The organism is Hoeflea sp. AS16, assembly GCF_038900095.1.
GTDB lineage: Bacteria > Pseudomonadota > Alphaproteobacteria > Rhizobiales > Rhizobiaceae > Hoeflea.
This window is the reverse complement of sequence record NZ_JBBMQQ010000011.1, coordinates 1-25,973: the sequence shown is the minus strand read 5'-3', so window position 1 is coordinate 25,973 and position 25,973 is coordinate 1. Positions and strand designations below refer to the sequence as shown.

Sequence of the window (25,973 nt, the reverse complement as noted above, 5' to 3'; positions counted from 1 at the left end):
ACCGTAAATGATCGATTGCAACAGATATGCGCAATTTTATTACGTATGCCGACGGCTTTGCGGCGTTTTGCTGTCACGAACTTGGAATCAGCGGCCAGCGGATGAAGCTCCCGGCAACCCCGCAGGACGCATTTGCAAACTTCACCCGCCTCTCCGGGCACTTTGAAAGCCACAGAAATCATGCGATAGCCGGACGAACTCAAGCTATCGGAGAACCACGCTCATGATCTTCACTTCCGACAACTGGGCGGGTGCTCACCCGGCAATCGCAGCTTCGCTCTCGGCCCATTCGACCGGCTTTGCCCCGGCCTACGGCGCCAGCGATCTCGATCGCAAGGTTGAGCAGACCTTCAACGACATCTTCGGACAGGAAGTCGCGGTTTTCTTCGTCGGCACCGGCACGGCGGCCAACTCGCTGGCACTGTCGGCGATCAACCGGCCGGGCGGCGTTTCATTCTGTCATCGCGAGGCCCACGTCATTGCCGATGAATGCGGCGCACCCGAATTTTTCAGCCACGGCTCCAGGCTTGTTCCGGTGGATGGGCCGGAAGGCAAGATGAACCCTGCATCCCTGGAAGCGGAAATCGCCCGGTTTCCCGAAGGTTTTGTCCATGCCGGTCAGCCGATGGCCATCACCCTGACCCAGGCCACCGAGTCCGGCACGGTTTATACGCCCGACGAGATCCGCGCGATCTCGGCAATCGCCAAGGCTCACGGCCTGCCGCTGCACATGGACGGCGCCCGTTTTGCCAATGCGCTGGTCGCCCTGAACCTCACGCCTGCCCAGATGACCGCTGAACTCGGCGTCGACATCGTCTCGTTTGGCGGCACCAAGAATGGCTGCTGGTGCGCGGAAGCCCTCGTCTTCCTCGATCCGGCAATGGCCAGCCAAACCCCCTTCATCCGCAAACGTGCTGCCCACCTGTTTTCCAAGAGCCGCTTTATCGCGGCCCAGTTCGACGCATATTTCGAAGACGGCCTCTGGCTTGACATCGCCCGCCACGCCAATGCGATGGCTGCGCGCCTGCAATCGGGTATCACCAGCTCGGACAATGCGCGGCTTGCATGGCAGAGCCCGGCAAACGAGACATTCCCGATTGTGCCCAAGGACCTTGCCAAGCAACTCGCGGCAAAGGGAGCGATGTTCTACGAATGGTCCCCGCCACGTTCGGCCGCCCATCTGGTCGGCCCGGAAGAAACCATGCTCCGCCTGGTGACCAGTTTCGCAACCACCCAGGACCACGTCGACCAGTTTGTCGACTTGCTGGGTTAAGGCCGTACACTTCGACAAGAAAAACAGTGCAAAAAAGTAAAACGCATCACGGCAAGTTCACGGCCAAGTGATGCCGGATAACGTGCGCTTGATTTCCAAGTGATGTAACAATTCGTCATTGTTCTCCTGCCGGACAGGAACAGTCCGGAAACAGTTCAAAAACATCCAAGGAGAACACCATGTCGCAGAAAACACTTATCGGTGCATCAACGCTCGCCGGTGCAGTAGCTATGGCTATTTCGGGCGCAACGTTCCTAGCATCCACCCAGGGTGCAGCCGCTGCCACCGAAAAATGCTACGGTGTCGCCCTGGCCGGCAAGAATGATTGCGCAGCCGGTCCCGGCACCACATGTGCAGGAACCTCCAAGGTCGACTTCCAGGGCAATGCCTGGAAAAGCGTCGAAGCAGGCACCTGCACAACGATGAGCCTTGACGGTGGTCGCATGGGTTCGCTTGAGCCGCTTGATCGCGACCTCCCGGCCTGACCCCAAAACACCCGGTAAACGGAGCCACGAGATGACGCAGTCCGCCCCACTATCGCCGATTGTCGAGACGTCCCGTTTCCCGGCCGGCCCGCTTCCGCCACGTGCGGGAGCGGGTTTGAAGACCGAGCATATCGATGCCATCCTGTCCGATGACTACAGGATCGGATTTCTCGAGGTCCACGCTGAAAACTACATGGGTGACGGCGGCCCGGCCCATCGCGCACTTGCCGCCATTCGCCGCGAGTTTGCGCTGTCCGTCCACGGTGTCGGTCTTTCCATCGGCTCCGAAGGTGGCATAGACCCCGTGCATCTCGAACGCCTTGCCGGCGTCGTCGAGCGCTACGAACCGGCCATGGTGTCCGAGCACCTGGCCTGGTCCAGCCATGATGCAGGCTATTTCAACGACCTCTTGCCAGTCCCCTACAACAATGAGACGCTTGACCGCGTTGCCGCCCATGTCGGCCAGATCCAGGACCGGCTCAAGCGCCCGATCCTGCTTGAAAACCCGTCCACCTATGTGGCCTTCGAACAATCGACCATGAGCGAGACCGATTTCATCCGCGAGATCGCCCTCAAGTCAGGCTGCGGCCTGCTGCTCGACGTCAACAATGTCTTCGTCTCCGCCACCAATCATGGCTGGAAGCCGATGCACTACCTGCGCGATTTCCCGCTGGAGCTGGTGGAGGAAATTCACCTCGCCGGCCATGCGGAAGATGTTGATGATGAAGGCGATCTTCTCCTGATCGATGCCCATGACCGTCCGGTCGCCGATGCGGTCTGGAAGCTCTACGAGATCGTCATCAGCCAGGCCGGCGCCCTGCCGACACTGATTGAGTGGGACAATGACGTCCCTGAATGGCCGGTGCTGCGCAGGGAAGCCCTGCTTGCCGATGCCATTCTAGACCGGCTTGGACCAGCCTCGTTGCTGGGATCCCGTCATGCCGCGGAATGATCCGGTGATGCCGCCCGGGCAACGCGATTTCGGCGCGGCTCTTCTCGACCCTGACCTGCCGCTGCCAGAAGGAATTGTCGGCCCGCACGGCAAGAACGCGCAGAAGCGCTTCGCCGTCTACCGCAACAATGTCACCGTGAGCCTGATTGACGCGCTCGCAGGAATATTCCCCGCCATCCAGCGGCTTGTCGGAGACAGTTTCTTCCGCGAGATGGCCCGGACATACTTGGTCATGGATCCACCGCAGTCCCCGGTCATCTTTGAATATGGCGGCGGCTTCGCAGCCTTTCTCGAGCGCTTCGAGCCCTTGTCCAGATATCCTTACCTGCCGGATGTCGCGCGGCTGGAGCGGGCCTGGCTTGATGCCTTTCACGCCGGCGACGCCGATCCGCTGGCCCCCGACAGCCTTGCCGCCATCCCGCCCGAACATCTCACTGACACCACATTCACCGCACATCCGTCGACACGCATTGTTCAAAGCAGCTTTGCGGCAGTCTCGATCTTCTCGGCAAGCCGCGAAGACCGGACACTAGATGGAATACAGCCAGGCGATGCCGAGGACGGGCTGATAACCCGCCCGTACGATGCAGTGACCGTCCGGCAACTGCCCCCCGGCGCCGCGGACTTCTTCACCGCCCTGATCGCAGGCGCGACACTCGGCCAGGCAGCCGGCACGACGGTCGCCCGGCATCCGGAGTTCGACCTGCCGTCAGCCATCTCAGCCATGCTGGAAGCCGGCGTGTTTTCCGCCTGTTCGTTCGGTCAGGCAAACTTGGAGCAAACCGCATGACATCGACAATTGATCTCCTCACCGGTCTCCACAGGCGCGTTTTCGGCTTTCTCGAACGGCTCGGCGACAGCTGGCTGCTGGGATTTATTGCACGGTTTTCCTTCGCCGCCGTGTTGTGGGTCTACTTCCTCAACTCGGCAAAGACCAAGGTCGGTGAAGGTTTCCTCGGCTTTTTCTCGGTCTCGCCGGGGGCCTATTACCAGATCGCCCTTCCGGCGGTGAACGCGGCCGGAGGCGATGTCGATGCGGTGGCGTTTTTTCCGTGGGGCCTGATTGTCATCATGGGCACCTATGCGGAGTTTATCCTGCCGCTTCTCATTGTCATCGGCCTGTTCTCCCGCCTTGCCGCGCTTGGCATGATCGGCTTCATTGCCGTCCAGACATATGTTGACATCACCGTCCACAAGATTGGCACTGAAAGCATCGGCGCCTGGTTCGACAGGTTTCCCGACAGTGTCATCGCCGATCAACGCCTGTTGTGGATCGTGCCGCTGACTGTCGTCATCCTCAAGGGTCCGGGATTGTTTTCCGTCGATGCATTGCTGACCAGACACAGCTCCGGCAAGACACACGCACTTCCGGCCTGAACCACCCGTTCCCGCTGCCCACAAAAAATGGCGCTCAGTTTCCTGAGCGCCACGTAAGACTATTCCAGTTGGGGAATTGGATCAGGCCTGTTTGGCTTCAATCTGCTTCGGAGTTCCGCCTGTATCCTTGCTGATGGCGATGCGCCGCGGCTTCATCGCTTCGGGAAGCTCGCGCACCAGATCGACATGCAGCAGACCGTTGCGCAACGATGCGCCGGTTACTTCAACATGATCGGCAAGCTGGAAGCGGCGTTCGAACGCGCGCTTGGCGATGCCGCGATATAGGTATTCCGTGCCTTCGGCTTCAGTGTCTTCAGCCTTTTCGCCCTTGACCGTCAGCACATGTTCGCGTGCTTCGATCGAGATCTCGGTTTCGTCAAAACCTGCGACCGCCATGGTAATGCGGTAGGTGGTTTCGCCGGTCCGTTCGATATTGTAGGGCGGATAGGACTGCGACTGATCGGTCGGCGCCAAGCTGTCGAGCATGGTCAAAAGCTTGTCGAAACCGACAGTGGAACGGTAGAGTGGTGAAAAATCAACGTGACGCATGGGTGTCCTCCTTCAGAGCGACTAGAGTTCGCGTTTTGGTGTCTGGGCTGTCCCGCATTGGGCGACATCCCTGCCAGCAGACCCGGTATCCGGCGCCTGCAGCACCAATGTGGGAATTCCTGCAAAGCGGTTCAAGACCTGCCCAAACCCGCCAAAAACCGGCGCCAGCCGCATGAACTCCCGATTAACGGGCTGTTCGGCCACGGTTCAGTGGCCGATCTCTATCGTTCATGCATCAGACACAAACAGTCTGGCTCACCGGGAACATCCCGTCCCTTCTGTTCCGGGCATCTGGCCGGGGCCGCTCGCAAGACGGCTCCGGCCTCTTTACAGCTGCGAAGCCTTTTTGCCGGTGATTGGCCTTTTCCTTTTGACCAAACACAGGCGAACCACTAATCGAAAACATCATGAGCGATGATACCCCCCTGTTGATCGAGACCGACGGCAACCCGGCGCCCGGCAACCATGTCACCGGCTGGTTTGACGGCGTTGGCGGGAAACGGCTGCGCTATGCGATTTTCAAGTCCGACGTGGCAGTGGCGCGCGGCACCGTGGTGCTGCTGCAGGGCCGCAACGAATGCATCGAGAAATACTACGAGACCATACGCCATTTCACCGACCGCGGTCTCTGGGTTGCGACCTTTGACTGGCGCGGTCAGGGGCTTTCCGAGCGCCTGCTGAAAAACCCGCTGCGGGGGCATGTTCGAAGATTTCGTGACCTGGAAGCCGACCTGGCCGCATTTCTCGAAACCATTGTGCTGCCGGAGACCCGCCTGCCCTTTTGCCTCGTGGCCCATTCGATGGGAGCGCTTGTTGCGCTTTCAATGGCGCCAAAGCTGGCAAACCGCATAGACCGCATGGTGTTGACGGCCCCGTTTGTCGACTTGTCCAACCAGGCCGTACCGGTCTGGGGCCTGCGGCTGGTCACCAGACTGATGCGCATGATCGGCTTGGGCTGGGTTGGTTCGGGCCGCGACAGTTTTCCGCAACCCTTTGCCGGCAATTCCCTGACCACCGATTTCGGGAGATTCTCACGCAACCAGGCTCTCTACGTCGAGCATCCGGAACTTCGCCTCGGCCCACCCAGCCTTGGATGGATCAACGAGATGCTGAACGCGATCGACCGCGTCGGCAAATTCGAGCATCTCGACCAGATCAAGGTGCCGACCTTGCTGATCGGCGCGGGCAATGACCCGATCGTGGCGGCGCAGGCCATCGAAAGCCTCGGCAACCGCTTTCGCGCCGGCCGGGCGATCATGATTGACGGCGCACGCCATGAATTGCTGCAGGAAGCTGATCGCTACCGCGTTCCGGTGCTGGCCGCCATTGATGCGTTCATTCCGCCCGACCAGGACGATCCTGTCAGCCCCGGTTGAGCAATTCCAGCACCGCTTCATGCAGTGCGGCTGACCCGCTGGCGACGATGGTGCCACCCTTTTCCGGCCGCCCGCCGCTCCAGGTTGTCATCACCCCGCCTGCTTCCTCGACCAGCGGGATAAGCCCGCCGACGTCATAGGGCTTGAGATCGGCCTCGACGACAAGGTCGATATACCCCGCGGCCACCATCGCATAGGCGTAGCAATCGCACCCATAGCGGGCCAGCTGAACGCGGCTCTCAACCCGCTTGTAGGACGGCTCCAGCTCCTCTGCGAAAATCTTCGGCGATGTCGTCATCATGATCGCCTGGTCCAGAGAAACCCCTTGCCGGGTGCCCAGCCGCGAGGTCTTGCCATTGCGCGAGACCGTCGCTTCGCCCGGCCGGGCAATGAACCGCTCCCCGGTAAACGGCTGGTCCATCATCCCCATCACCGCCTTGCCCTTGTGATACAGCCCCACCAGCGTGCCCCAGACCGGCAGGCCTGAAATGAAGGCCCGGGTTCCGTCAATCGGATCGATGACCCAGACATAATCGCGGTCGAGGCCGACATCCCCGTGCTCCTCGCCCAGGATGCCATGCTCGGGATATCGGTCCGAGATGATCTGGCGGATCGCCTTCTCGGCGGCCCGGTCGGCCTCGGTCACCGGGTCGAACCCGTTCGCATGCTTGTTGTCGATTGCACCCGGCATGCGGAAGCGGGCAAGTGTTTCCGCCGCGGCCGCTTCGGCGATGGCATCAAAAAAGGCGATATCAGGAAGCATTGGGAATTCCATGAGAGACGAAGTGTTGGCGGGAATGGACGGAGCCGGTATTGGCCCGTTTCCTGACCCGGCTGGCGCTCAATTGCAAGCCGGGTTGGCGGAGCTCGATGACCATTTCGCATACGCACAAAGAACAAGGCCCGATCGATTGACATTTGTGCAGCGCAGCATTAGCTTTGAATGGCAGTCCTTGACTGTGAATGCCCTCCTTGGGCGTTTCCTCCCTAGATTTTGCCGCGCCACAAGCGCGGTTTTTTTTGCGCTCATCACAGCCATCCCGCGCCAGGTGTCTGGCCCACAGGTGGCCGGGCAAGGCTGAAGCATCAGACGCAGCTATTCCGCGGCCAGCCGGTCTTCTGAAAACCCCTCGCGGACATAAGCCATCATCTGGCTGGCAAACTCCCACAGATCTGCCTTGAGAAGATCGAAGCCCGATGTCTTTTCGAGGCTGGTTTCATCGACGTAAAGCCCGCGGTTGATCTCGATCTGCAAGGCATGCAGGCCGCGCGCCGGACGGCCGTAATGCTCGGTGATGAAACCGCCCGCATAGGGCTTGTTGCGCACCACATTGTAGCCAAGTCCGGAAAGGAACGAGACGGCGGCGCGTGACAAATCATGTGCCGCGCTCGCACCGTAGCGGTCGCCGATGATGATGTCGGGCCGTCGGTTGCCGCCCGCCACCCGGACATTGGCCGGCATCGAATGGCAGTCGATCAGGATGGCTTTCCCGAACTGGACATGGGTCTGTGCGATGGTTCTGCGCAAATTGGCGTGATACGGGCGGTAGACCTGTTCGATGCGCGACAGCCCCTCTTCCACGCTCAGCCGCCCCCGGTAGATATCCATGTTCTCGGCCACCAGCCGCGGGATCGTTCCCAGGCCGCCTGCAACCCGCATCGAGCCGATATTGGCGAACGGCGGCAGCGGACCGTCAAACATGCGCGGATCGAGCTCATAGGGTTCCCGGTTCACGTCAAGCCAGGCCCGGGGAAACTGTGCAGCCAGCATCGGCGCTCCCAGCTGAACCACGCTGGCAAACAGCTCATCGACAAAATGGTCTTCCGAGCGGCGGATCGACATGCGGTCGAGTCGTGACATGCTCAGGAATGATTCGGGGTAGATCCGGCCGGAATGCGGCGAATTGAACACGAACGGTTCGGTCTGCTGCAACGGGCGGTGGATCTCGAAAGGAGCAACCGCTTGTGAGCCGGCATCTGGCTTGCCACCCATGCCGGGCCTTTCGGCTTCTTGCATATCTGTCCCTTTGCCCCTGCAACTGCCTGAATCACCTTGCCAGTTGCCCCCACAGCTGTCCAGTCCGGAACAAACAGTGCCGTAAAAGCGTCATGATTCACCTGATGTTTACTGGACTGCCCCATAGATGGGGCGGATAGAGCTCGACGAGCACGCTGACAGGTTTGGAAACAGAATGACCCCGAAAATTCTCCTCGCGGAAGACGACAATGATATGCGCCGGTTCCTGGTCAAGGCGCTCGAAAAAGCAGGCTACGAGGTCCGGTCCTTCGACAATGGCGCCAGCGCCTACGACCGCCTGCGCGAAGAGCCCTTCTCGCTTCTTCTGACCGATATCGTCATGCCGGAAATGGACGGCATCGAACTGGCCCGCCGGGCCACCGAACTCGATCCCGATCTCAAGGTGATGTTCATCACCGGTTTTGCCGCCGTGGCGCTCAATCCGGATTCCAAGGCTCCCAAGGACGCCAAGGTGCTGTCCAAGCCGTTCCATCTCCGCGACCTCGTCGACGAGGTCAACAAGATGATTCTCGCCGCCTGACCAGGCAGGTCTCCGCCGCGCTCGATTTCGCGGCCACTGTCATTGCGATAACCCGGGCACACCTGTCCGGGTTTTGCCGTTTTGGGCCCGCATTTTCGCGTCAACAGCGGGCCTGCGCACAACTTCGGCAAACAGTCGCAAAAAACGCGCTGATTTCGTATTGACGCAGCGGGGGTTTCTGTGGTGTATGCGGCCCATCGGATGGGCGTATAGCTCAGCGGGAGAGCACTACATTGACATTGTAGGGGTCACAGGTTCAATCCCTGTTACGCCCACCATCCTTTCAAGCACTTAGACCGGGTTTACGTAGTGGGCGACAGGTTCACTGAACCTTGGCTTAATTCGCTTACTATTCCCAAAATCACGACAAGCTACTGAATTCACGAGCCTAACGGGTTTGCAAGACGTTGTAACGCCCTGCGATCTCACGCGTGCAAGGACTTCCGCCGGCCGGCCGAGCTCGGCTTCACGGCTCCTCCCTCTGCTGGTGTGTGCATCATTGTTTTTCTTGATGCACACTTGCTTTTGTGTGCAGCAAAAATTAGATTGATGCACACAACACCAGGAACCAAGCTGATGGAAATCGTCGCCCAAAGCCGTGCTGCCGTCGTCGCCTACCAGGACCTACTACGTCTTCATCTCGATGAACGGGCATCCCGCCTGATTGGCACCATTGAGGAGCGAAAGCGCAACGGACGCATCTACCTTTATGAGAAGTTCCGCCTCGGCACGGAGATGGTCAGCAGATACCTCGGCGAGGACAAACCGGAGTTGCGCGCACGCCTTGAACACGCCGAGGCGTTAAAGGCCGAATCCGAGACCCGGCAGAAACAGATGACCAGGCTCGCCAGAGTGCTTCGCGCCGAAGGCTTCATCACGACTGACCGCGAAACAGGGTCGCTGCTTCTCGCGTTCTCCCGCGCCGGCGTGTTCCGGCTTGGTGGCACCCTGGTCGGCACTTCGGCTTACAGCCTCTATCAGGGTGAGCTCGGCGTGCGCATGGATTACGAGGAACTGGCCCAGACAGGCGACATGGATTTTGCCAGCTTCGAGCGTCTCTCTGTTGCTCTGGAAGACCAAGTCGACGAAAACCCCGACGAGATCCTCAAGTCGCTCAAGTTCGATCCCGTTCCCGGTGTAAACGATCGGCAGGTCTGGAGATGGCGACAAAGCCATTCCGAAGCGATGGTCGAATTCCTGACGCCGGCATTCGGAGATGAAACCGTCAAGCCTCTACCCGCGCTGGGGGTAAGCGCCCAAGGCCTGAACTACCTGAACTTCCTGATTGCTGACCCCATCCAGGCCGTCGCCCTCTACCGGTCAGGCGTTCTGATCCAGGTGCCACGACCCGAGCGGTTCGCCATTCACAAGCTGATCGTAGCTGATCGACGTAAAGGCGGCCCCGATCAATTGAAGGCACGTAAGGACCGTGCACAGGCCGAGTTTCTCATAGCAGTGCTTGCCGAGGATCGTCCGAACGAGCTCGCTGAAGCTTACGAGGACGCGCTGTCGCGCGGTCCGCGATGGCGGGAAAGAATCGAAGCAAGCTTGAAAAGAATGCCGGAGACTGCGGAGCGGCTTTCCGCGATAGATTGATAATCACCATGCTTCCGCTCGGCCCGGAATGGTCCGCAGTCACCGACTGCGGGCGTGCATCATCGCATCCGAGCACCTGAATTCAGTGGCTCCAGCCTGTCCCAACAGCCGGGGAAAAAGGCCCTCACTGTCACATGGCCTTGGCATCCATGAAGCCACCCAGTTCCCAATTTCCCTCCGGAAACAACCGTCTCCCCCTCGCTATATCTGACTTAGCAGCACGCTAGCTGCGTCAGCGAACAAGGAGACCACATTGCCAACCAAGCCTTACCGGAACAGCCGCCTTGCCCAGTTTGTCACCAGGCGCATTCTGGAGCTGAAACCTCGCAAGACCCAGGCCCAGATCGCCGCCGAGGCAGGCTTCCCCAACCCGAACATGATTTCGATGATCAAGAGCGGCGCATCCAAGCTGGCGCTTGATCGCGTGCCAAGCCTGGCCGCCGCGCTGGAGTGCGACCCGGCCCGGCTATTCCTTATGGCGCTCGAGCAGATCGAGAACCCGACCACCGCCAATGCCATACAGCGCATCTTCCGGACAATCGTCACCGAAAACGAGGGCGACTGGCTCCGCGCGATCCGGGAAGCCAGCGAGAACACCGACCCGCCGCTGACCGGCAGGGCACGCTCGGCAGTCAGGGGGATTTTCGGGAAATGAAGAATTGGCGAATTAGCGAAAACGAACGCGCCTGGGTCGAATTTCTCCGCTTGATCTCCGGCGACACAGACCCGGTGCCGGATCTCAAAAGCGTTCAGGCCTTGAGGCAAGCCTTGGACCGCAGAAAGTCGGGAACCGAACGCCAATCAGCTATGGATCCCGATTTTAGGAACCAAGGCGATCCGTTCCCATCGCCCGCGTCGGCGGATCCCGACGGCAAGCATCAAGCTTGTCGCCAAACGCAGATATCGAGGCCGGCGTCTCAACACGGCAGGACACGAGGTGCCGCCCGTGACTGAACGACGATTTAAGGCGAAGGCCGTAGAGAGGCACATGCTAAAACATTTCCCGAATTGCCCCCAGATCCATCGCGATGAAATCGTCCGGAGGGTAGCGGAGCGATCCTGGCGGGACGCTACCATCGGCCGGGCCGTCGGCATCACTGTGACCAACTATGTCCGTCACCGGCTGACAGACTACGAAATGCTGATGAAGCAGCACGGACTGACGCGCGAGGAAGCGAGGGTAGCCGAAGCGGGAACGGTCCAAAACATCTTGCGGTCGTGGCAGAAACCGCTCCATCAATCCGAGCTCCGGATCACGCCCCTGCCAACCAAGACTGGGAATAACGACGACTAGGTTCGTGGACTACCACAGCTCCCACATTCACCCGCCCTCGCGAACCCGAATGCACGACGCAGGAAACCGATCTCGCTGCTCGCGCCCTTCCCTGTCCGGAAATCAGGAACCAAGGAGTTCCACTTTCCGGATCGGTGGATCCCGTAACGAAGTCCTAGCGGAAATCCTTGGACAAGGAGGGGATGCCTTCTGGTGCCACCAAGGTTTGGTGACCGAATCCACCTCTTCCCATAGGTCTTGTTGATCGTCAGCCCATCGTTAGAGCTGGCCTTTCTCAAAGACGGACCATTCTTTCCGTCGACCGGCCCAAGAACCAATTTCAGAAAATTTCACAAATCGTCTGCATCCGACAGCCGGACCGCTATATTGAAGGCTCCAAGCCATTCTTGGGACCCCTATCACCTTTTTAACAATAGCGCCGTGCCGCGACACGCCGATCGAGGAGTTATGACCATGCCCGATAAACGCGACGAAATTCGCTTCAGCCGCCTTGGATGGAGTGCCGAAAATGTCCCCGCTGAGGTGCGGGCCGCTGAGCCTGATCTTATGATGAAAAAATGGTTTGATTACCGCTTCATCTCGCCGGAAGACGCAACGCTACTCTTCATTCGTCATTATCAAGATGTCTTCAGAAAGAAGTTTGCTGAATATAATGATGTCGAGCGCGCAAAGCACGTGCAAGGAATCGATCAGAACAAATATCTTTCTGATGATCGCACACGCACTCAAGTATGGAAAGCTCGGCAACGCGCCGATGAGTTCGGCATCCCATACGATTTCTATATCTGGTCATCATTCGAATTTGCACTGAGACGAAAAAGAAACATGTTTCCGCAACCGAACCAGCTACACCACCCAGGAAAAGCTGAAGAATATTGGCTCGAGTATCTGGCCACAAAATGGGGCCAAGCACTCGAAGCCGGGGTCTACAAGGTCACGCATCCCGCCTATCGGATCGAGAATTACAAGGATTTGCCAGCGCAACGCGAGTATCGTCAGTCTGTGTGTGAACGGGGAATGGAAAGTGGAAATCGGCTGCCGAATTACATCAGGCAATACGCAATTGACTGGAAGCAGGTGCCCGCGGAGGAATTCGAAAAATACGTGACTCCGGAAGTGTTCGAACGCGCGATGGAAAGCGTCCAGTCAGACCTGCGTCACTTCCCGCCGGAGGAGCCCGACGAGGCGACGGTGTCCACCACACAGCTATGGCCATCCTGTCTTGGTCTGCCAGGTTCCTACGCGAGCACAAATCCTGTTTGTGCCGCATGCCCAATGGCGAGCAAGTGCGCCGTCGTCTCCCGCTTCATCGAAGGGAATGTCTCAGCACGTCGGCCAGCGGTTGACCCGAAGCTGGAGGCCAAGCGTGAGAAGGCGAAGCTGCGGCAACGAAGGAAGCGCGAGCGCGATCGCGCGAAAGTGAATGCACCCACAAATATTAGCATTTTCTAATTTCAAAGCTTCCGGAATCCGGGTCATGCCGGTGGTTACTTCCCTGCTGGTAACCGCTTGCGCGGATCGCTCGCCGGGAGCCTCAACCTGTCACGCTCTACCAAGTATTTAACTAACTTATATATAAGAGTTATAAAGAGACTTGGCAGAGCGTGACACCCTTCCTTTCCCCTCCCCGGCGTGACCGCGAAGCGTCGCTTCTTACGTCAACCTTCCGGTGTTACATTGCCTGCGGCAAACTCGGACCCATAAGCCCAACAATCAACCATCCTCGGCTGACCAAGCTCGCCCCGCACGCAGACACGGTCAAAAACCGCCTCAGGCGCCCGCTGGCGCGCATCGTTGGCGCTTCCGGCGTGTCTGGCTTCCATGCTTGGCCAAACGCGCCTCACGGCGCACTTTGCAATGAACGGCGACGAGACCCAAGGACCGGAGTATCTTCCTATTGTCCGTCACGTCACGGAACCTTCCCGGTAGAACGTTCGATCTCGTCGCCAGAGAAGTGACAAAGCCGGCCCACCACCTTACCGCACCGGCTCCACCCTCTCCCAGCCGAGCATGTGTTCGTTCTCGTCCAGCCAGGCCTTCCGCGCTTCCCAGTCCGGCAGGACCTTCCCGACCAGGGTCCAGAACTCCGGCGCGTGATTGCGGTGCTTGAGGTGACACATCTCGTGGACGACGGCGTATTCCAGCACCGGCTTCGGCGCGAAGATCAGGTGCCAGTTGAGATTGATCTGCCTGTCCTGGCCGCAGCTGCCCCACATGTGCTTCTGCTCCTTGATCTGGATACCCCGCGGCTTCAGGCCGTTCGGCTCGCCATGTCGGCGGACGAAGGCCTTGGCGTCATCCCGCACGCGGCGCTTCAACCACAGGCGCAGCGCCATCTCGATCAACGCATCGGCGGAACCAGGCGTGAGCGCTTCCGGCTTGCGGATCTGGAAGCCGTTGCGAAAGGTAACCTCGACGAGACGTCCGTCAAACGGCTCGATGCTCATCCCGGTCATCCGGCCACGATAGGGGATCTTCGCTCCGGTGACGAACTGGTAGACCCTCGTCTGTGCCTTGGCGCGTTCCTGCATGTGCGTGACGGTCTGCAGGATCCAGGCGCGCCGGCGCTGGAGGACGGCATCTATCTGGCTCTCGGTCGCCTGATCCGGCACGACAAGCTCGAATGATTGCGGCGTGACGCTGAGGCTCGCCTTGCTGGCCTTGGACGAACGCCTGAGCGTGTATTCGATCTCACGCCCGCCAATCTGGAACACCGGCATGCCTAATGCCCCGCGAAGTGTTTGAGCGCGTAGGCTTCGACCTGGTCCGGAATCTCCTTGAGCTGTGTCAGTCCGGCCAGATGCGCCATGGAGCGCACCTGCTGACGCAGGCTCTTGCGAAGGCCGTCCTTCTCCCACCAGCCGGCAGGTGCTGTCGCTGGATCAGTGTAGAGGCCTTCCAGGCGGATCGCGAGGTCTTCCCAATCCGCACCTGCATCGAATTCGTTGAGGATCTGCAGGATGCCATAGGCGCCTGGTGAAAGACCGGCCTCGACATGGGCTTCGTCTTCGGCGGCGAGATCCTTGGCCAGCTCCTCGGCCGCCTTCAGCTTGTCCGACCAGCTCAGCTGCGCGCTTTCGAGCTTCTCCAGCAGCTGGCGCAGGCGTTCGGAGAACTTGCCGTATTGGTGCGGACTGGCGTCGATGCGCTCGCTGACGGTCTTCCTGAGCTCGGTCGTCTTGCGGATCGCAGCCGTCATCAGGTCTTCGTCAGTCTTGCCATCGGTTTCGAAATCCTCCCAGAAATCCGGATCAGTTATATGGCGCAGCTTGACGGTGACACTGAGGCCGGTCGCCTCCAGATGCTGGTTCAGCATCTCCCGGATCTTCTCGCTGTAATTCATCTGGTCGAAGGCCTGGCGCTTTTCGAAATGCTGGGTGCCGTAAAGCAGGAAGGTCGCCACCCACTTCAGATCCGCCGTGAACTCCAGGACGCTCGGATCCGGGCTCAGCGTTTCATAGAGCGAGATGAAGCTGCGCGCCCGCGCCTTGAACTCGAACCACTTGTCCTCGCTGCCCAGGGCCTTGATGAAGGCGTCGAATTCAGCCTTCAGGCCATCCTTGTCGAATGCCTTGCGTTTGACCGGCTTCAGCATCACGGCCACCACGGCATGGGCCGTGCGCAGCTGGTTTCTGAGATCGTCGAGGTCGCGCATGGCGTTCTTCACGTCATCGGCGCGATAGCTCGCCAGCGCCTCCTCCAGGTTCGCCGAGACGCCGATGTAATCCACGATCAGGCCGTTGCGCTTCTTCGGATCGGAGACACGGTTGGTGCGGGCGATCGCCTGCAGCAGGCCGTGCTCCTTCAGCGGCTTGTCGAGATACATCACGCTTTCGATCGGGCAGTCGAAGCCGGTAAGCAGCTTGTCGCAGACGATGAGAAACTGCGGATCCTCGCCCTTGCGCCCGAAGGCCTGCTTCACCTGCTTCTCGGCTTCGGCGTCGACATAATGCGCCTTCAGCCCGTCGCGGATCGCCTGCCGGTGCGCGTCCTCGCTCGGCTTGCCGTCTTCCTGGTTGATCGAATAGACGCAAGCCGACATGGCGTCGGCACGCGCCAGCGCCGCCGCGGCGTCCAGGCCCCCGGCTTGCAGTTCCTCGGCGATCACCTTCGTCAGCGCCTGCTTGTAGAGGATCACCGCCTCGCGATCGATGGCGACGATCTGCGCCTTGAAGCCGTCCGGCTGGGCATAGGCCTTGAAATGGGTCCATATGTCATAGGCGATCAGCTCGATCCGGCGCGGATGCTTGACCAGGTCCTCGATCCTCACTCCGCGCTTCTTGATCTCGTTGAGCTTGTCGTCGTCGAGTTCGGCAAACCAGGTGTCGAACAGGATATCGATCTTCGCCTCGTCGATGTGCCAGTCGGTTTTGCGGCCGGTGTAATAGATCGGCACCGTCGCGCCGTCCGCCACCGCGTCGTCGATGCCGTATTTGTCGAGATAGCTTTCGCCGACGACGCCGAAGTTTGCGTAGGTGTCCTTGTCGTCCTTCTTCACCGGCGTGCCGGTAAAGCCGAAGAAGCGGGCGTCGGGCAAGGTCGCGCGCAGATAGGCGCCGAGATCCTTTTCCTGGGTGCGGTGCGCCTCGTCCACCATCACGATCCAGTTCCCGGAATTCTCGATTGCCTGCTTGGAGCCCTGGAACTTGAAGATGGTCGACAGCGCCGTGTGCCCGTCCTTGCCGTTGCGGATCAGGGCATGCAGGTCCTTGATGCTGTTGATCGTCATCGGGTTGGGCAGCCCGCAGGCGACGAACGTGCCGCTGATCTGCGTGTGCAGGTCGACGCGGTCGGTTAGAACCAGGATGTTCGGGTTGGTGAGCCGCTCGGACTGGATCGTCCGGTGGGTCTTCAGCTTCAGCGCCGCAAACACCATGGTCAGCGATTTGCCGCTGCCCTGGGTGTGCCAGATCAACCCCTGGCGGTGCTTGCCTTCCAGCACGCGCTCGACGATCCGGTTGACGGCGCGGAACTGCTGGTAGCGGCAGATCTTCTTGACCGTGCCGCTCTCGGTCGTCTCGAACACCACGTAATGGGCGATGAGATCGAGCAGCCGGCCCGGCTGCAGCAGGCACCAGAGCCCCTTGGCCAGGCTGTCGGCGAAATCGGCCTCGCTCTTCGGCCAGGGGTCGCGCCATTCGCCGAAATATCTCGAACTCGCGCCGGTGGCGCCGTAGAGCACCAGCGCGCCGTCGGTGACGATGTTGAAGACGTTGGAGAAGAACAGCCGCGGAATGTCGCGCTCATACTGCCTTATCTGCTCGAAGGCCTCGCCGGTCTTGTCCTTGATGTTGAGCGGGCTCTTGGCCTCGATCACCACCAGCGGAATGCCGTTCACAAAAACCACCAGATCCGGCCGGCGCGTGTTCTCCGCCTCAACGCGCAGCTGGTTGGTTACGCTGAAGCGGTTGTTGCCGGGCTTGAGAAAGTCAATCACCCGCAGGGTCTGCCGCGTCTCCTGGCCGGAGATCTTGCGGCTGTAGTCGCCGCGCAGCACCTTGAGCCAGGTCTCGTTGCCGCTGATCGCGGCCAGCTCGCCATAGGTTGCCTCGGCGGACGGCCGGTCGATCCCGTTGATCCGCATCAGCGCCTCGACCAGGTGCGGGCGAAACAGAACCTGGTTCTCGCCGTCGCGCAGACCTGCATGCTCGGCCGGCGCCACGAAGCCATAGCCCATGGCCTGCAGGTGCTCGATGGTCGGTCGCTCGGCAAAATGCCATTCGGGGCCATGGCTCATGAAGCGCTCACTCCGCAGCCATTGGCACGGCGTCCGACACACGCTTGCGACCGGTGAGAAGGTCGGACATGAGGGCGGATTTGATCTCAACGAGCTTTGCAAACTGCAAATCAGATACGGAAGTGTCAAAGCAGCTGAGAATTTCGACGATTGCCTTTTGCTCATCCAAGCTTGGAAGTGCAAGCGTTTGCCTATAGATCGCCGCCTGGCTTACCAGTGGCTGGCCGCCTCCACCTCTGATGCGTTCGGCTGGGACACGCGAAAACGCATAGGCAATAAAATCCAAGTCTACATCTGCCAAAATCTCCTTCGTATACAGGGCGTTATCCGTAACCCACACTTTGCCAGAGCTTTTGTAGATCGAACCACAATACTCGCCCACGCGACCGATTACGATCAATTCCCCATCAATGAGATAGTCCGCACTATAACCTGCGACACCGTTACCACCGTAGGCAGGATAGGGTGCGGTATCACTTTCGGCAGCGGCAAGACCCTTGACCGATTTGAGTTTGCCGCTTGTCAACTTGAAAATCGTGCCAAAACTATGGACCTCCCATCCCTCCGGGATCTCCCCGATCTCCGTCTGCTTGAAGCGCGTGTGGCCGATGCCTTTGGTGAGCAGGCGTTCCAGCACGCCCTGCTTGACCTTTCTGGTCTGCTCGATCACCGCACGCGTTGCCGCAATGGCCTCATCGACGCTGGACAAGATTTCGGCGATGCGGCGCTGTTCGTGGAGCGGGGGGAGACCCAAATTGAGTGAAAGGAGATCTTTGGTGGAGAGATGCTTGACCGTTGTTGCGCCCGTGCGGGCCTCAATGTCGGAGAGCGCGGGTTGAATCCGGTAAAACAGAAAGTTTGCATCAAGACATTCATCTGCTGATGTGATTTTAAGCACCCGCTGATTCAAAACCGCAGAGGGGCCTTGCCATTTAACAGCCAAAAACTCTCCGTCCATACCGATGAGGTAATCTCCATCGTTTACGGAATAACGGTCATCACAATCTTCAGGTGTGAAGACAGCAGGCGCCTGTTTGACCAAATCACGTATTCGAATAAGAGGGCGCCCTTTATCGGGGTTTTCGGTGAATCGATTGCTCTTAAACGGCCAGCCTGGGATGAGCTTGATCAATCCGTTCAGACTTTGCAGCGTCCACCCCTCTGGCACCTCACGCGACATAACCAAGCTCCCGCAGAAAGCCCATCATCCGCGCTTCCGCCGCATCCCGATCGGCCTGAAGCTCGGCCAGCTTTTCCACTTCCATCGCGACATCCACCTCGTCCGCCTCTTCACCCAGATGCACATAGCGGCTGATGTTTAGATTGAAGTCGTTTGCCTCGATCTCGCTAACCGGCACCACGCGCGCCAGCCGGTCGGTGTCCGTGAAGTCGCCATAGGCCTTCGCCAGGGTGGCGACATTCGCCTCCGACAGGTGGTTCTGCGCCTTGCCTTCGACGAACTGCTCGGCGCCGTTGACGATCAGGATCTGCCCCTTGCGCGCCGCCGGTTTCGTCTTGCGCAGGATCAGGATGCAGGCAGGAATGCCGGCGCCGTAGAACAGGTTGGGCGCAAGACCGATCACCGCCTCGACCAGGTCGTCACGGATCAGCCCTTCGCGAATACGGCCTTCAGCGCCGCCGCGAAACAGCACGCCATGCGGCAGCACCACGCCGCAGACGCCGTCTTCCTTCAGGCTGGCCAACATGTGCTGCACGAAGGCCAGATCGCCGTAGGACTTCGGCGGGCAGCCGTAGCGGTCGCGGCCATAGGCATCGCCCTGGCTCCAGACATCATGGCCCCAGCTCTTCAGCGAGAACGGCGGGTTGGCCAGCACCCGGTCGAAGGTGCGGATCGCCTTCACGCCCTCGCCTGTCAGGTGCTTTGGCTCCAGCAGCGTATCGCCGCGCGCGACCTTCGCGTCGTCGATGTCGTGCAGGAACAGGTTCATCTGGCAGATGGCCCAGGTGTTGAGGTTCTTCTCCTGGCCGAACAGCGACAGGCTTTTCGGGTTCTCGCCCTGCCGCTCCAGATGATGCACAGCCTCCAGCAGCATGCCGCCCGAGCCGCAGGTGGGGTCATAGATCGACATTCCCTCTTCCGGCTTCAGGCACTCGACAATCAGCCGCACGACCATTTTCGGCGTATAGAACTCGCCGCCCTTCTTGCCGGCGTCATCGGCAAATTGCGCGATCAGATATTCATAGGCCTGGCCCAGCACATCCGGCTCGACATCGGACTTCCTAAGGCGATAGGTCTCGAAGTGTTGCAGCAGCTTTTCCAGCATGGCATCCGGAAAGCGCTCCTTGTTGTTGAAGTCGACATCCTGGAACACGCCGCGCAGCTTCATGTTGGCGTCTTCGATGGCCCGGAAAGCGGCGTTCAGATGCGTGCCGATATCGGTGGTGTGCTTGCGCACATCGCCCCAGAAATGCCCCTTCGGAATATCGAAGCGATGTTCCTCCGGATCGGCGGCGATCGCGGCGTCACCATAGCGCGCCAGCCGCTCCTCATACTCCTCCTGCCAGACATCCGAGAGCCGCTTGAAGAACAGAAGCCCGAAAATGTAGTGCTTGTAATCGCCTGAATCGATCGATCCGCGCAGGATATCGGCAGCGCGCCAGAGATGGGTCTCCAGCTGCGATAAGCTCAAAGTCGCCATGAAACAAACTCCCGATTCAACTATGGCGCGACGCTATCAGATGGGTCGCGGAAGGCAAACGATCAGGCAGCATCAAGATCTTCAATTATGCCGAGCTCGTTGAGCCATGTAACCCAGCTCTTCAGGAAGGTTCGGAAGTCCTCCTGGGGAATACGCAGAAGCCGCATCGACTCCATGACCGGCCTAGAATTGACATACTTCCCCTTTTTTTCGTCGAAAACAGGGTCGGGTATCAGTGGCTTCGCGCTGACGAAGAGCAACATGTCGGCCTGCCCGGTCGAGCTTTGTCCATCACCATCGAGATACATGATGCCGCCATGGGCCAAGGCATTGCGGAGACACGAGACGAACTGAGCCATCTCCATGGACCTTGCCGCCTCGTGAGCATCGTCAGAAGAGAGCTGATCAGCCAGATCCGTTGATAAAGGGTGCGCCGCGTTGAAAATCTCAACGTCCTTTGCGAACGACCAATGCAAATCGCTGAAATACCTATTCTGTCGGAGCGTCTTCCGCTTGATTTCCGCGTCCAGCCTTTCCGCGAGTTGCGGATTGACCCGCCGGTCATCGACCATCCCTTCCCTATCGCCAAAATCAATATTCTTGTAGATCCGCTCAATCGGCAGGCTAATCATGGGGGTAGCGAGCGCCAACAACAGGGTCGTGTTCAACGGACCACCAAAACGACCCCTTCCGCCGGCACTCTTCACAACGGGCTCGCACAGATCCAGGAGTGCCAGGCAGCGGGCAGGAATGTCGAGACTGTAATGCTGTGGAATTCCCATCTATCTTCTCCTGCGCGAGCTGTGGGATACGTATGAATCAAGAAACTACATCAATTATCGGGTTTGACTCAGCATGGACCAACAATCCGCGGTCACCTGGAGCCATATGTGTGATCCGCCAGGGGCCTGAGGGGACATGGCTGCATTTGGCCCCCAAATTGGTATCCTTCCACGAGGCTGTCCAGATTATCCAGAGCGAGCAACATCTGGTCACCAAATGCCTGGTCGCGCTCGACCAGCCAACGATCGTGCCAAACCTCAAGGGCTCGCGACCAGTCGACAAGGTTGCCGGCTCGCTCATCTCCTGGGTGGGAGGCGGCGTCCAGCCGGCAAACCGCTCAAAAGTCGGCATGTTCGATGACACTGCACCCATCTGGCGCTTCAAAAACGCGCTCAATGCCGTGGAGGATCCCGAAACTGCGCGCTCGGCTGCATCGGGGCTGTTCCTGATCGAAGTCTTTCCGGCCCTGGCGCTCATCAGCCTGAATGAGGTGTTCTGCCAGCGGCTAGCTCAGCCCAAATACAATCCGGCGGTTCGCAAGCGTTTCCGGATCGAACACTGGCAAGCCGTGATCGAAACCATCCGGACTTTCGGGCTGACTGGAGCGCGATCACAAATCGATGAATGGTGCGACGAATACCTCGCAAAAATCGCCCCCAGGAAATCCGACCAGGACAAGGTCGACGCCATGATCTGCGCTTTGATCGGTCTGCATTGGATTGTCGCACCGCGCGACCAATCCGTTGCGATCGGCGACCTCACCAACGGCTACATGATCGCCCCGGCGACAAACGGCATTCATTCCCGGCTTGTGACCGCTGCAGCCAAGCGCGGGGTGCCGATCGATTTCAAGAATGAGTCTGACTAGGGAATAATCCAGCCATACCGGCACACCGCGAAAGCGGGAGTTGAGATTTTCAGCGGACCAGGCGGTGTGTCACGAAGCCTATGTGGTGCGACGTTTTTAAATCGCGAAGGCATATGACAAAAAACCGTAGCCACATCGCGCCATTATCAAATATTGGCATAGCATCTACCAACGTCCTTGTCCCCATGCATGCTCTTCTGCACGTGTCAAAGGCTGCGACGAGCCTTCCTTACGCACGAAGAATTCTTCTTTGCCCTCATAGGTGACATAGACGGGCTTATTGCCAGCCGTTACCTGCACCACACAAATCTGCTTCTCGTCGTAGATGGGCCATTCTAGTTTCCAGAGCTTCATGACCTCCTTACCCAAATATTTGTCGAGAAGGTTGCTAAGGTGGAGCTGAAAACCATCACGGTCGGGCTTGCTCAGAGTCGTATAATCCTTCTCAAGCCCGATGGCGTTCTGGTTGTCATCGACGCCGATGAATAGGCTTCCGCCTGCAGAGTTCATGAATGCAGCGACCGTTTTCGCGATCACGTGCTCCAGCTTTTTGTTCACCTCGCCTGTGCGCATGTCGTAGCGCATGGTCGACTTGAACTCGATCATCTGACCTTCACCTTCGAGGATAAGTTCATGCACGGAATCGATCGGCGCTGATGTGCTCGAAGGCTCAATCCGCTTAAGGATTTCGATATAGAGTGCCTCTGAGCGATGTTTCAGGAAGGCAGAATAGTCATCTTGGATAACACCTGAATGCTGAATGTCGATAAGATGGGTCTTCAGAGCATTTGTCAGCTCCGGGTTCTCGTCACGGAACTCTTCAAGGTAAACCGAGGGCGCTTTTGACCGGATCTTGTTTTTGTTCAGATCGGCACTAACGAGCGTAATATTGACAATCGAGTTGGCGTTGCCGTTTTCCGATTTTCTCAGAAAGGCCTTGGGGAAGAAGTGATGGTAGTTCTTACTGCTGGCGATTTTTAAGTATGAGTTATCGAGTAAAATACGGGCATTGTTATGGAAGTCTTTCGGCTCCTGATAAGCCAAGATGCAGAGGATCGACTTGCAAATAGCATTACCTGTGGAGAAGACTGTTTCCTTCAGATCATCAGCGGAGCTGATAAAAAGGCGCACATCTCCGTATGTGGGCCGCTCACCGGCAATGATCTTATCCACTCGTTTGATATCGGCAGCGAGCTTGGACTCCGTGGCCGAGGAATAGCGCAAGGATAACGCAGACCTCCAGAAAAGCTCTTCGAGATATTTGCGTTGTTGACCGTTTGGGGCCTTGCCGGTGATGTTATAGAAATAGGCAAAAGGCACGATTAACGTGTCGTAAGGCAAAAGCTGTGAGACCGGAATGCGCAACACAGTGCGGAAGTAATCGATAGCATGCTCGATGGCCGAGATCGCCGAGGCCCAGGTATTGATAATATCGGTCTTCTCTAGTGTTAGGATGGTCTTGCGCTTGCATTCCTTCGTTTCGCTGATGAGCAGACTAAGGAGCTGCAATATGACCGTGGGGGAAATATTCTCGTATTTGCGATCCTTCAGTTTATCTTGGAACTCATCCCATAGCGCCTGCATGTCAAAATTGGCTTTTTCATCAAAAGTCTTGGCTGACATGATCTCAAAAAGCGTCAGAATTTTTCCGCCAGTGTTGATGCGGGTGAACACATCAATAGCAGAGCCTATGTCGTTCTTGCGCAGTGTGACCGTTGAGAAGGCATACGTTGAGAATGCCTTCGAGTAGCGGCTGATCTTGCTGATCTGCGCGTTTGAGTAGCCTATGCCCGCCAATCTCTGAGACATCTCGAAATCAAAATGCAGCACATCATGGAGGCTGACGAACTCAGTTGCCTCACCCTTTACGGTAATGATGTAATCCTCGTTTTCATCGAGATCATCAGCCAGATTCACCACAATATCGTTGTAATCCGTGACTTTCCTTTCACCCGATTTCTGAATTTTCGCACCCAGATAAGCTGCAAAAAGCGATGTTATGCGCTGCTGACCGTCCAAAACATATTGGACACTACTACCGCTAGGTGTGTCCGGCAAATCAAGGTTTCCGATATTTTTTATCTCATTGATACGCTGGTCTGTCTCCCAAAGAATGAAAGTTCCAATTGGATATCCCTTCAATATCGAATCAAGAAGACTTGCCGTTTTCGCAATATCCCAGACAAAATCTCTTTGAAATTTGGGGACCTTTATTATGCCTTTTTTAATTTCTGAAATTAGGTCATCATAGGTTTTTGAGTCTGGTTTAGGCTGGTTGCTCATTACAACTCCTGATTTGAAAATAATCATACCGACAATTACAAGGCCAGAAGGCGTGGGGCGACTTAATACACGGCTCGATTTGCATCGCTAATTTGATCTCCACACCAACGATGCTACCACCTTCTTCGGAATCAGTGCCTTCAAGTTAGCCTGATCTAGCGTCTGACGGTCAAGGGATGAATAAAGGTGTAGGCATCGTAGAGAGCCATCTATTGGCCAACATGAATATCGCGCCACCAAGGGCCAGCAGGTGCAGAGTCTGACCTCGTCAGACTTTACCACCCTACGTGACAGGCTTGTTGATCCGGTGCATTCCAAAATCCTGGTCGGAGACCTCAATCAGCAGCCCCTCCCAACCGCGCACCGGACGAAGCCCGTATGCTGCTATCGGCCCTGCTCGACAAGTTCGAGCTAGCCCCACCGTTGAACAATAAGCATCGGACAATCTGTCGTGCGCTACTCTCTCCCGGATGAGCATCACCGCGATGAATGAGCTACCCGCCGACACGGATGGCCTGAACCTGAGTAACCATCAGGGCCATGTTCATCGTTTTACGATATCGCATCAGCCAGGATCCGCTTCGGGATAGATGGAAGCCATGTGACATCGCCTTGCACAGCGAGCGAAGTCCTAGAAAATATTTCTTCACTGCAACGGGATGCCTCCTGGCGCCGCAAGCTTTCCGGAAACCAATCCACCTCTGTGCACCAGGACGTAAAGGTCAGACGCTTGTGACCTTGTCATCATGTAAAGATATTCACTCCTCGCGTGCCAGTTTCGACAACTTTTTCCCGCCTCAGTTGTGTAGCGCACCGAGCTCCTTCTTAGGCGAAATAAGGGCCAGTTGACGCTAACTTTACGCTAAGTTGACAGCGACGGGTCAAATTCGGCCTTTTTTGTCGATAGTGGCGTCAAGAAACACAACCATCGATGTCGTCGGCTAAGAGCGAAGATCGCTTCTTCTGTCGGACGACGAGTGTGCCGACAATCTCCACGATAGCTATTTCAGCACAAACGTCCCGGCTCGCTCGTAAGGCGACGCGCATCAGCTCGAACGCATACGCCACAAGGAAAAATAGCTAATGGCGACCAGCGCGTGGACGTGTCGACATCGCCGAAAGCTGACACTTGGTGAAGCTCATCCTAGCATATGCTATTTTGTTCGGCATCAAAGCAGATAGTTCTGTCTGACGCTCTTTGAAGAACAGGGCGCATAGTCCTACCAAGCTTTGACGCCGCGGAAATTAGCGCCAACATCGCATGCTGCCGAAGAAAGGGAAACCTGCCCACCTCTACCATTAAAAGCAGCTGTGTCGTTACGCTGAGCCTGACCTAGCGTGATAGGCTGCACTCTCCACAGCCGCGCCTGTCACCTCGTCCTTGATCGCGGTGAGAGCATCGCCCGCACTTTCGATCCTGCCGCACCGGTCTGCCTTCGCAGCGAACTCATCGGAGCCCTTGGCAATCTGAACATTTGGCCCATCGAAATTTTCTCCGGCGAGGGTGAGGGCGAATTAATTTTGGCAGAAAGTAATTGACTTCACTGGTGTCGGTGTCTATATATATCGACACCAACGGAGATCAAACTATGGCACTGTCTAACGCAGAGAAAATGAAACGCCGTCGTGAACGCCAGAAGGCTGCACAACAAAGTCCCAAAGCCCGCAAGGAAGCTCTCAAACCGACGGAAGACGAGCTAGCATCCTATCTGAAATCATCTTTTGCGGAGTTCCTGAAAGAGCGATCAAGCAACACCCTCTTTTACGAGTCCCTTCATTGGTGTGGTGTCGAAGTAGACGTCAATCTTGAGAACGACCATCCTGATTTCGAGATGGCATCAGAATGGCCGGAGTGGTCAGGATTGGAGCCAACATCACTGAACGTCGCGACTGGCCTCGTCGGCGCGTTCATCGACGCCGCCAAGGAGCTTTCAACGCTCATCAATGAGTTCAAACTTCAAGAAATCGATGAGGCGATGAAGACCGCCTCACCCGCCGACAAGGTCAGGCTCGAATACATGCGCAAGCCGCTGATGAGGAAGACCAGCCATTTCTTCCCGGTCATTCAAGTCAAGACTGAATGACCGGAGGAATCTGCCGGTCGAGAGAGGTGGCTCGGGAAAACTGCACAGCAGGGATAAGTGGAATTTCTGCCTGAGTTTGGCTTAGATGCCGGAAACAG

At 57.8% G+C, this 25,973-nt stretch carries 21 protein-coding genes and 1 tRNA gene; 13 read left to right on the top strand and 9 right to left on the bottom strand.

Annotated elements, in window-relative coordinates:
- Positions 1 to 223 precede the first annotated feature (223 nt).
- The 5 genes from WNY80_RS20110 to WNY80_RS20090 all read left to right on the top strand — a co-directional run bounded on the left by WNY80_RS20110 (position 224) and on the right by WNY80_RS20090 (position 4,087).
- On the top strand, positions 224 to 1,273 hold the full coding sequence (locus WNY80_RS20110; RefSeq protein ID WP_342889192.1) for a low specificity L-threonine aldolase: 1,050 nt from the start codon (positions 224 to 226) through the stop codon (positions 1,271 to 1,273).
- Positions 1,274 to 1,452: 179 nt separating this feature from the next.
- Complete coding sequence (locus WNY80_RS20105; RefSeq protein ID WP_342889191.1) at positions 1,453 to 1,758, top strand: DUF2282 domain-containing protein; 306 nt, start codon at positions 1,453 to 1,455, stop codon at positions 1,756 to 1,758.
- 31 nt (positions 1,759 to 1,789) lie between these two features.
- A complete protein-coding gene (locus WNY80_RS20100; RefSeq protein WP_342889190.1) occupies positions 1,790 to 2,710 on the top strand; it encodes a DUF692 domain-containing protein in 921 nt (306 codons plus the stop codon).
- Positions 2,697 to 3,500, top strand: a complete 804-nt coding sequence (locus WNY80_RS20095; protein ID WP_342889189.1) for a DNA-binding domain-containing protein — start codon at positions 2,697 to 2,699, stop codon at positions 3,498 to 3,500. Before WNY80_RS20100 ends, WNY80_RS20095 begins: the two co-directional genes overlap by 14 nt.
- Complete coding sequence (locus WNY80_RS20090; RefSeq protein WP_342889188.1) at positions 3,497 to 4,087, top strand: DoxX family protein; 591 nt, start codon at positions 3,497 to 3,499, stop codon at positions 4,085 to 4,087. Before WNY80_RS20095 ends, WNY80_RS20090 begins: the two co-directional genes overlap by 4 nt.
- 81 nt (positions 4,088 to 4,168) lie before the next feature.
- On the opposite strand, the gene WNY80_RS20085 is transcribed toward WNY80_RS20090, so the two are convergent.
- The gene (locus tag WNY80_RS20085; RefSeq protein ID WP_342889187.1) at positions 4,169 to 4,636 is read right to left on the bottom strand and encodes an Hsp20 family protein; all 468 of its coding nucleotides are present in this window, start codon (positions 4,634 to 4,636) and stop codon (positions 4,169 to 4,171) included.
- Between the two features lie 407 nt (positions 4,637 to 5,043).
- Between WNY80_RS20085 and WNY80_RS20080 the strand changes: the two genes are divergently transcribed.
- Positions 5,044 to 6,012 carry an alpha/beta hydrolase gene (locus tag WNY80_RS20080; RefSeq protein ID WP_342889186.1) on the top strand — a complete coding sequence of 323 codons (969 nt, stop codon included), beginning with the start codon at positions 5,044 to 5,046 and terminating at the stop codon, positions 6,010 to 6,012.
- Here WNY80_RS20080 and hisN read toward each other — a convergent pair.
- Together hisN and WNY80_RS20070 are read right to left on the bottom strand one after the other, a co-directional pair.
- A complete protein-coding gene (gene hisN / locus WNY80_RS20075; RefSeq protein WP_342889185.1) occupies positions 5,999 to 6,775 on the bottom strand; it encodes a histidinol-phosphatase in 777 nt (258 codons plus the stop codon). The genes WNY80_RS20080 and hisN overlap by 14 nt on opposite strands.
- A gap of 333 nt (positions 6,776 to 7,108) precedes the next feature.
- Positions 7,109 to 8,005 (bottom strand): N-formylglutamate amidohydrolase, encoded by an 897-nt coding sequence (locus WNY80_RS20070; RefSeq protein WP_342889278.1) that lies wholly within the window; start codon positions 8,003 to 8,005, stop codon positions 7,109 to 7,111.
- Between the two features lie 199 nt (positions 8,006 to 8,204).
- On the opposite strand from WNY80_RS20070, the gene cpdR1 reads away from it, so the two are divergent.
- From cpdR1 to WNY80_RS20045, 5 genes are all read left to right on the top strand, one after another.
- Entirely contained in the window at positions 8,205 to 8,570 is a 366-nt protein-coding gene (cpdR1, locus tag WNY80_RS20065; RefSeq protein WP_152007482.1) for a response regulator CpdR1, read from the top strand.
- Between the two features lie 203 nt (positions 8,571 to 8,773).
- Positions 8,774 to 8,848, top strand: a tRNA-Val gene (locus tag WNY80_RS20060).
- A 298-nt stretch (positions 8,849 to 9,146) separates the two neighbouring features.
- Entirely contained in the window at positions 9,147 to 10,166 is a 1,020-nt protein-coding gene (locus tag WNY80_RS20055; protein ID WP_342889184.1) for a GSU2403 family nucleotidyltransferase fold protein, read from the top strand.
- A 253-nt stretch (positions 10,167 to 10,419) separates the two neighbouring features.
- The gene (locus tag WNY80_RS20050; RefSeq protein WP_342889183.1) at positions 10,420 to 10,821 is read left to right on the top strand and encodes an XRE family transcriptional regulator; all 402 of its coding nucleotides are present in this window, start codon (positions 10,420 to 10,422) and stop codon (positions 10,819 to 10,821) included.
- Positions 10,822 to 11,913: 1,092 nt separating this feature from the next.
- Complete coding sequence (locus WNY80_RS20045) at positions 11,914 to 12,912, top strand: hypothetical protein (RefSeq protein ID WP_342889182.1); 999 nt, start codon at positions 11,914 to 11,916, stop codon at positions 12,910 to 12,912.
- Positions 12,913 to 13,436: 524 nt separating this feature from the next.
- On the opposite strand, the gene WNY80_RS20040 is transcribed toward WNY80_RS20045, so the two are convergent.
- From WNY80_RS20040 to WNY80_RS20020, 5 genes are all read right to left on the bottom strand, one after another.
- Positions 13,437 to 14,180 (bottom strand): SprT family zinc-dependent metalloprotease, encoded by a 744-nt coding sequence (locus WNY80_RS20040; RefSeq protein ID WP_342889181.1) that lies wholly within the window; start codon positions 14,178 to 14,180, stop codon positions 13,437 to 13,439.
- 2 nt (positions 14,181 to 14,182) lie between these two features.
- Complete coding sequence (locus tag WNY80_RS20035; RefSeq protein WP_342889180.1) at positions 14,183 to 17,197, bottom strand: type I restriction endonuclease subunit R; 3,015 nt, start codon at positions 17,195 to 17,197, stop codon at positions 14,183 to 14,185.
- A 7-nt stretch (positions 17,198 to 17,204) separates the two neighbouring features.
- Complete coding sequence (locus tag WNY80_RS20030) at positions 17,205 to 18,377, bottom strand: restriction endonuclease subunit S (protein WP_342889179.1); 1,173 nt, start codon at positions 18,375 to 18,377, stop codon at positions 17,205 to 17,207.
- Positions 18,367 to 19,857, bottom strand: coding sequence for a class I SAM-dependent DNA methyltransferase (locus WNY80_RS20025; RefSeq protein ID WP_342889178.1), 1,491 nt, complete (start codon positions 19,855 to 19,857; stop codon positions 18,367 to 18,369). Before WNY80_RS20025 ends, WNY80_RS20030 begins: the two co-directional genes overlap by 11 nt.
- A gap of 62 nt (positions 19,858 to 19,919) precedes the next feature.
- The gene (locus WNY80_RS20020) at positions 19,920 to 20,639 is read right to left on the bottom strand and encodes a hypothetical protein (RefSeq protein WP_342889177.1); all 720 of its coding nucleotides are present in this window, start codon (positions 20,637 to 20,639) and stop codon (positions 19,920 to 19,922) included.
- Between the two features lie 32 nt (positions 20,640 to 20,671).
- Here WNY80_RS20020 and WNY80_RS20015 point away from each other — a divergent pair, with 32 nt between their 5' ends.
- Positions 20,672 to 21,508 (top strand): DUF429 domain-containing protein, encoded by an 837-nt coding sequence (locus tag WNY80_RS20015; RefSeq protein ID WP_342889277.1) that lies wholly within the window; start codon positions 20,672 to 20,674, stop codon positions 21,506 to 21,508.
- A 165-nt stretch (positions 21,509 to 21,673) separates the two neighbouring features.
- On the opposite strand, the gene WNY80_RS20010 is transcribed toward WNY80_RS20015, so the two are convergent.
- Complete coding sequence (locus WNY80_RS20010) at positions 21,674 to 23,791, bottom strand: DUF262 domain-containing protein (protein ID WP_342889176.1); 2,118 nt, start codon at positions 23,789 to 23,791, stop codon at positions 21,674 to 21,676.
- A gap of 1,589 nt (positions 23,792 to 25,380) precedes the next feature.
- On the opposite strand from WNY80_RS20010, the gene WNY80_RS20005 reads away from it, so the two are divergent.
- On the top strand, positions 25,381 to 25,875 hold the full coding sequence (locus WNY80_RS20005; protein ID WP_342889175.1) for a hypothetical protein: 495 nt from the start codon (positions 25,381 to 25,383) through the stop codon (positions 25,873 to 25,875).
- Positions 25,876 to 25,973: the final 98 nt, after the last annotated feature.

Bases quoted from the DNA above. Each gene is read 5' to 3' on its own strand.
- WNY80_RS20025 (WP_342889178.1), bottom strand. From the start codon at position 19,857: ATGGCGACTTTGAGCTTATCGCAGCTGGAGACCCATCTCTGGCGCGCT.
- WNY80_RS20005 (WP_342889175.1), top strand. From the start codon at position 25,381: ATGGCACTGTCTAACGCAGAGAAAATGAAACGCCGTCGTGAACGCCAG.
- WNY80_RS20080 (WP_342889186.1), top strand. From the start codon at position 5,044: ATGAGCGATGATACCCCCCTGTTGATCGAGACCGACGGCAACCCGGCG.
- WNY80_RS20045 (WP_342889182.1), top strand. From the start codon at position 11,914: ATGCCCGATAAACGCGACGAAATTCGCTTCAGCCGCCTTGGATGGAGT.
- WNY80_RS20095 (WP_342889189.1), top strand. From the start codon at position 2,697: ATGCCGCGGAATGATCCGGTGATGCCGCCCGGGCAACGCGATTTCGGC.
- WNY80_RS20035 (WP_342889180.1), bottom strand. From the start codon at position 17,197: ATGAGCCATGGCCCCGAATGGCATTTTGCCGAGCGACCGACCATCGAG.
- WNY80_RS20100 (WP_342889190.1), top strand. From the start codon at position 1,790: ATGACGCAGTCCGCCCCACTATCGCCGATTGTCGAGACGTCCCGTTTC.
- WNY80_RS20085 (WP_342889187.1), bottom strand. From the start codon at position 4,636: ATGCGTCACGTTGATTTTTCACCACTCTACCGTTCCACTGTCGGTTTC.
- hisN (WP_342889185.1), bottom strand. From the start codon at position 6,775: ATGCTTCCTGATATCGCCTTTTTTGATGCCATCGCCGAAGCGGCCGCG.
- WNY80_RS20010 (WP_342889176.1), bottom strand. From the start codon at position 23,791: ATGAGCAACCAGCCTAAACCAGACTCAAAAACCTATGATGACCTAATT.
- WNY80_RS20090 (WP_342889188.1), top strand. From the start codon at position 3,497: ATGACATCGACAATTGATCTCCTCACCGGTCTCCACAGGCGCGTTTTC.
- WNY80_RS20055 (WP_342889184.1), top strand. From the start codon at position 9,147: ATGGAAATCGTCGCCCAAAGCCGTGCTGCCGTCGTCGCCTACCAGGAC.
- WNY80_RS20030 (WP_342889179.1), bottom strand. From the start codon at position 18,377: ATGTCGCGTGAGGTGCCAGAGGGGTGGACGCTGCAAAGTCTGAACGGA.
- WNY80_RS20040 (WP_342889181.1), bottom strand. From the start codon at position 14,180: ATGCCGGTGTTCCAGATTGGCGGGCGTGAGATCGAATACACGCTCAGG.
- WNY80_RS20020 (WP_342889177.1), bottom strand. From the start codon at position 20,639: ATGGGAATTCCACAGCATTACAGTCTCGACATTCCTGCCCGCTGCCTG.
- cpdR1 (WP_152007482.1), top strand. From the start codon at position 8,205: ATGACCCCGAAAATTCTCCTCGCGGAAGACGACAATGATATGCGCCGG.
- WNY80_RS20110 (WP_342889192.1), top strand. From the start codon at position 224: ATGATCTTCACTTCCGACAACTGGGCGGGTGCTCACCCGGCAATCGCA.
- WNY80_RS20015 (WP_342889277.1), top strand. From the start codon at position 20,672: ATGAATCAAGAAACTACATCAATTATCGGGTTTGACTCAGCATGGACC.
- WNY80_RS20105 (WP_342889191.1), top strand. From the start codon at position 1,453: ATGTCGCAGAAAACACTTATCGGTGCATCAACGCTCGCCGGTGCAGTA.
- WNY80_RS20070 (WP_342889278.1), bottom strand. From the start codon at position 8,005: ATGGGTGGCAAGCCAGATGCCGGCTCACAAGCGGTTGCTCCTTTCGAG.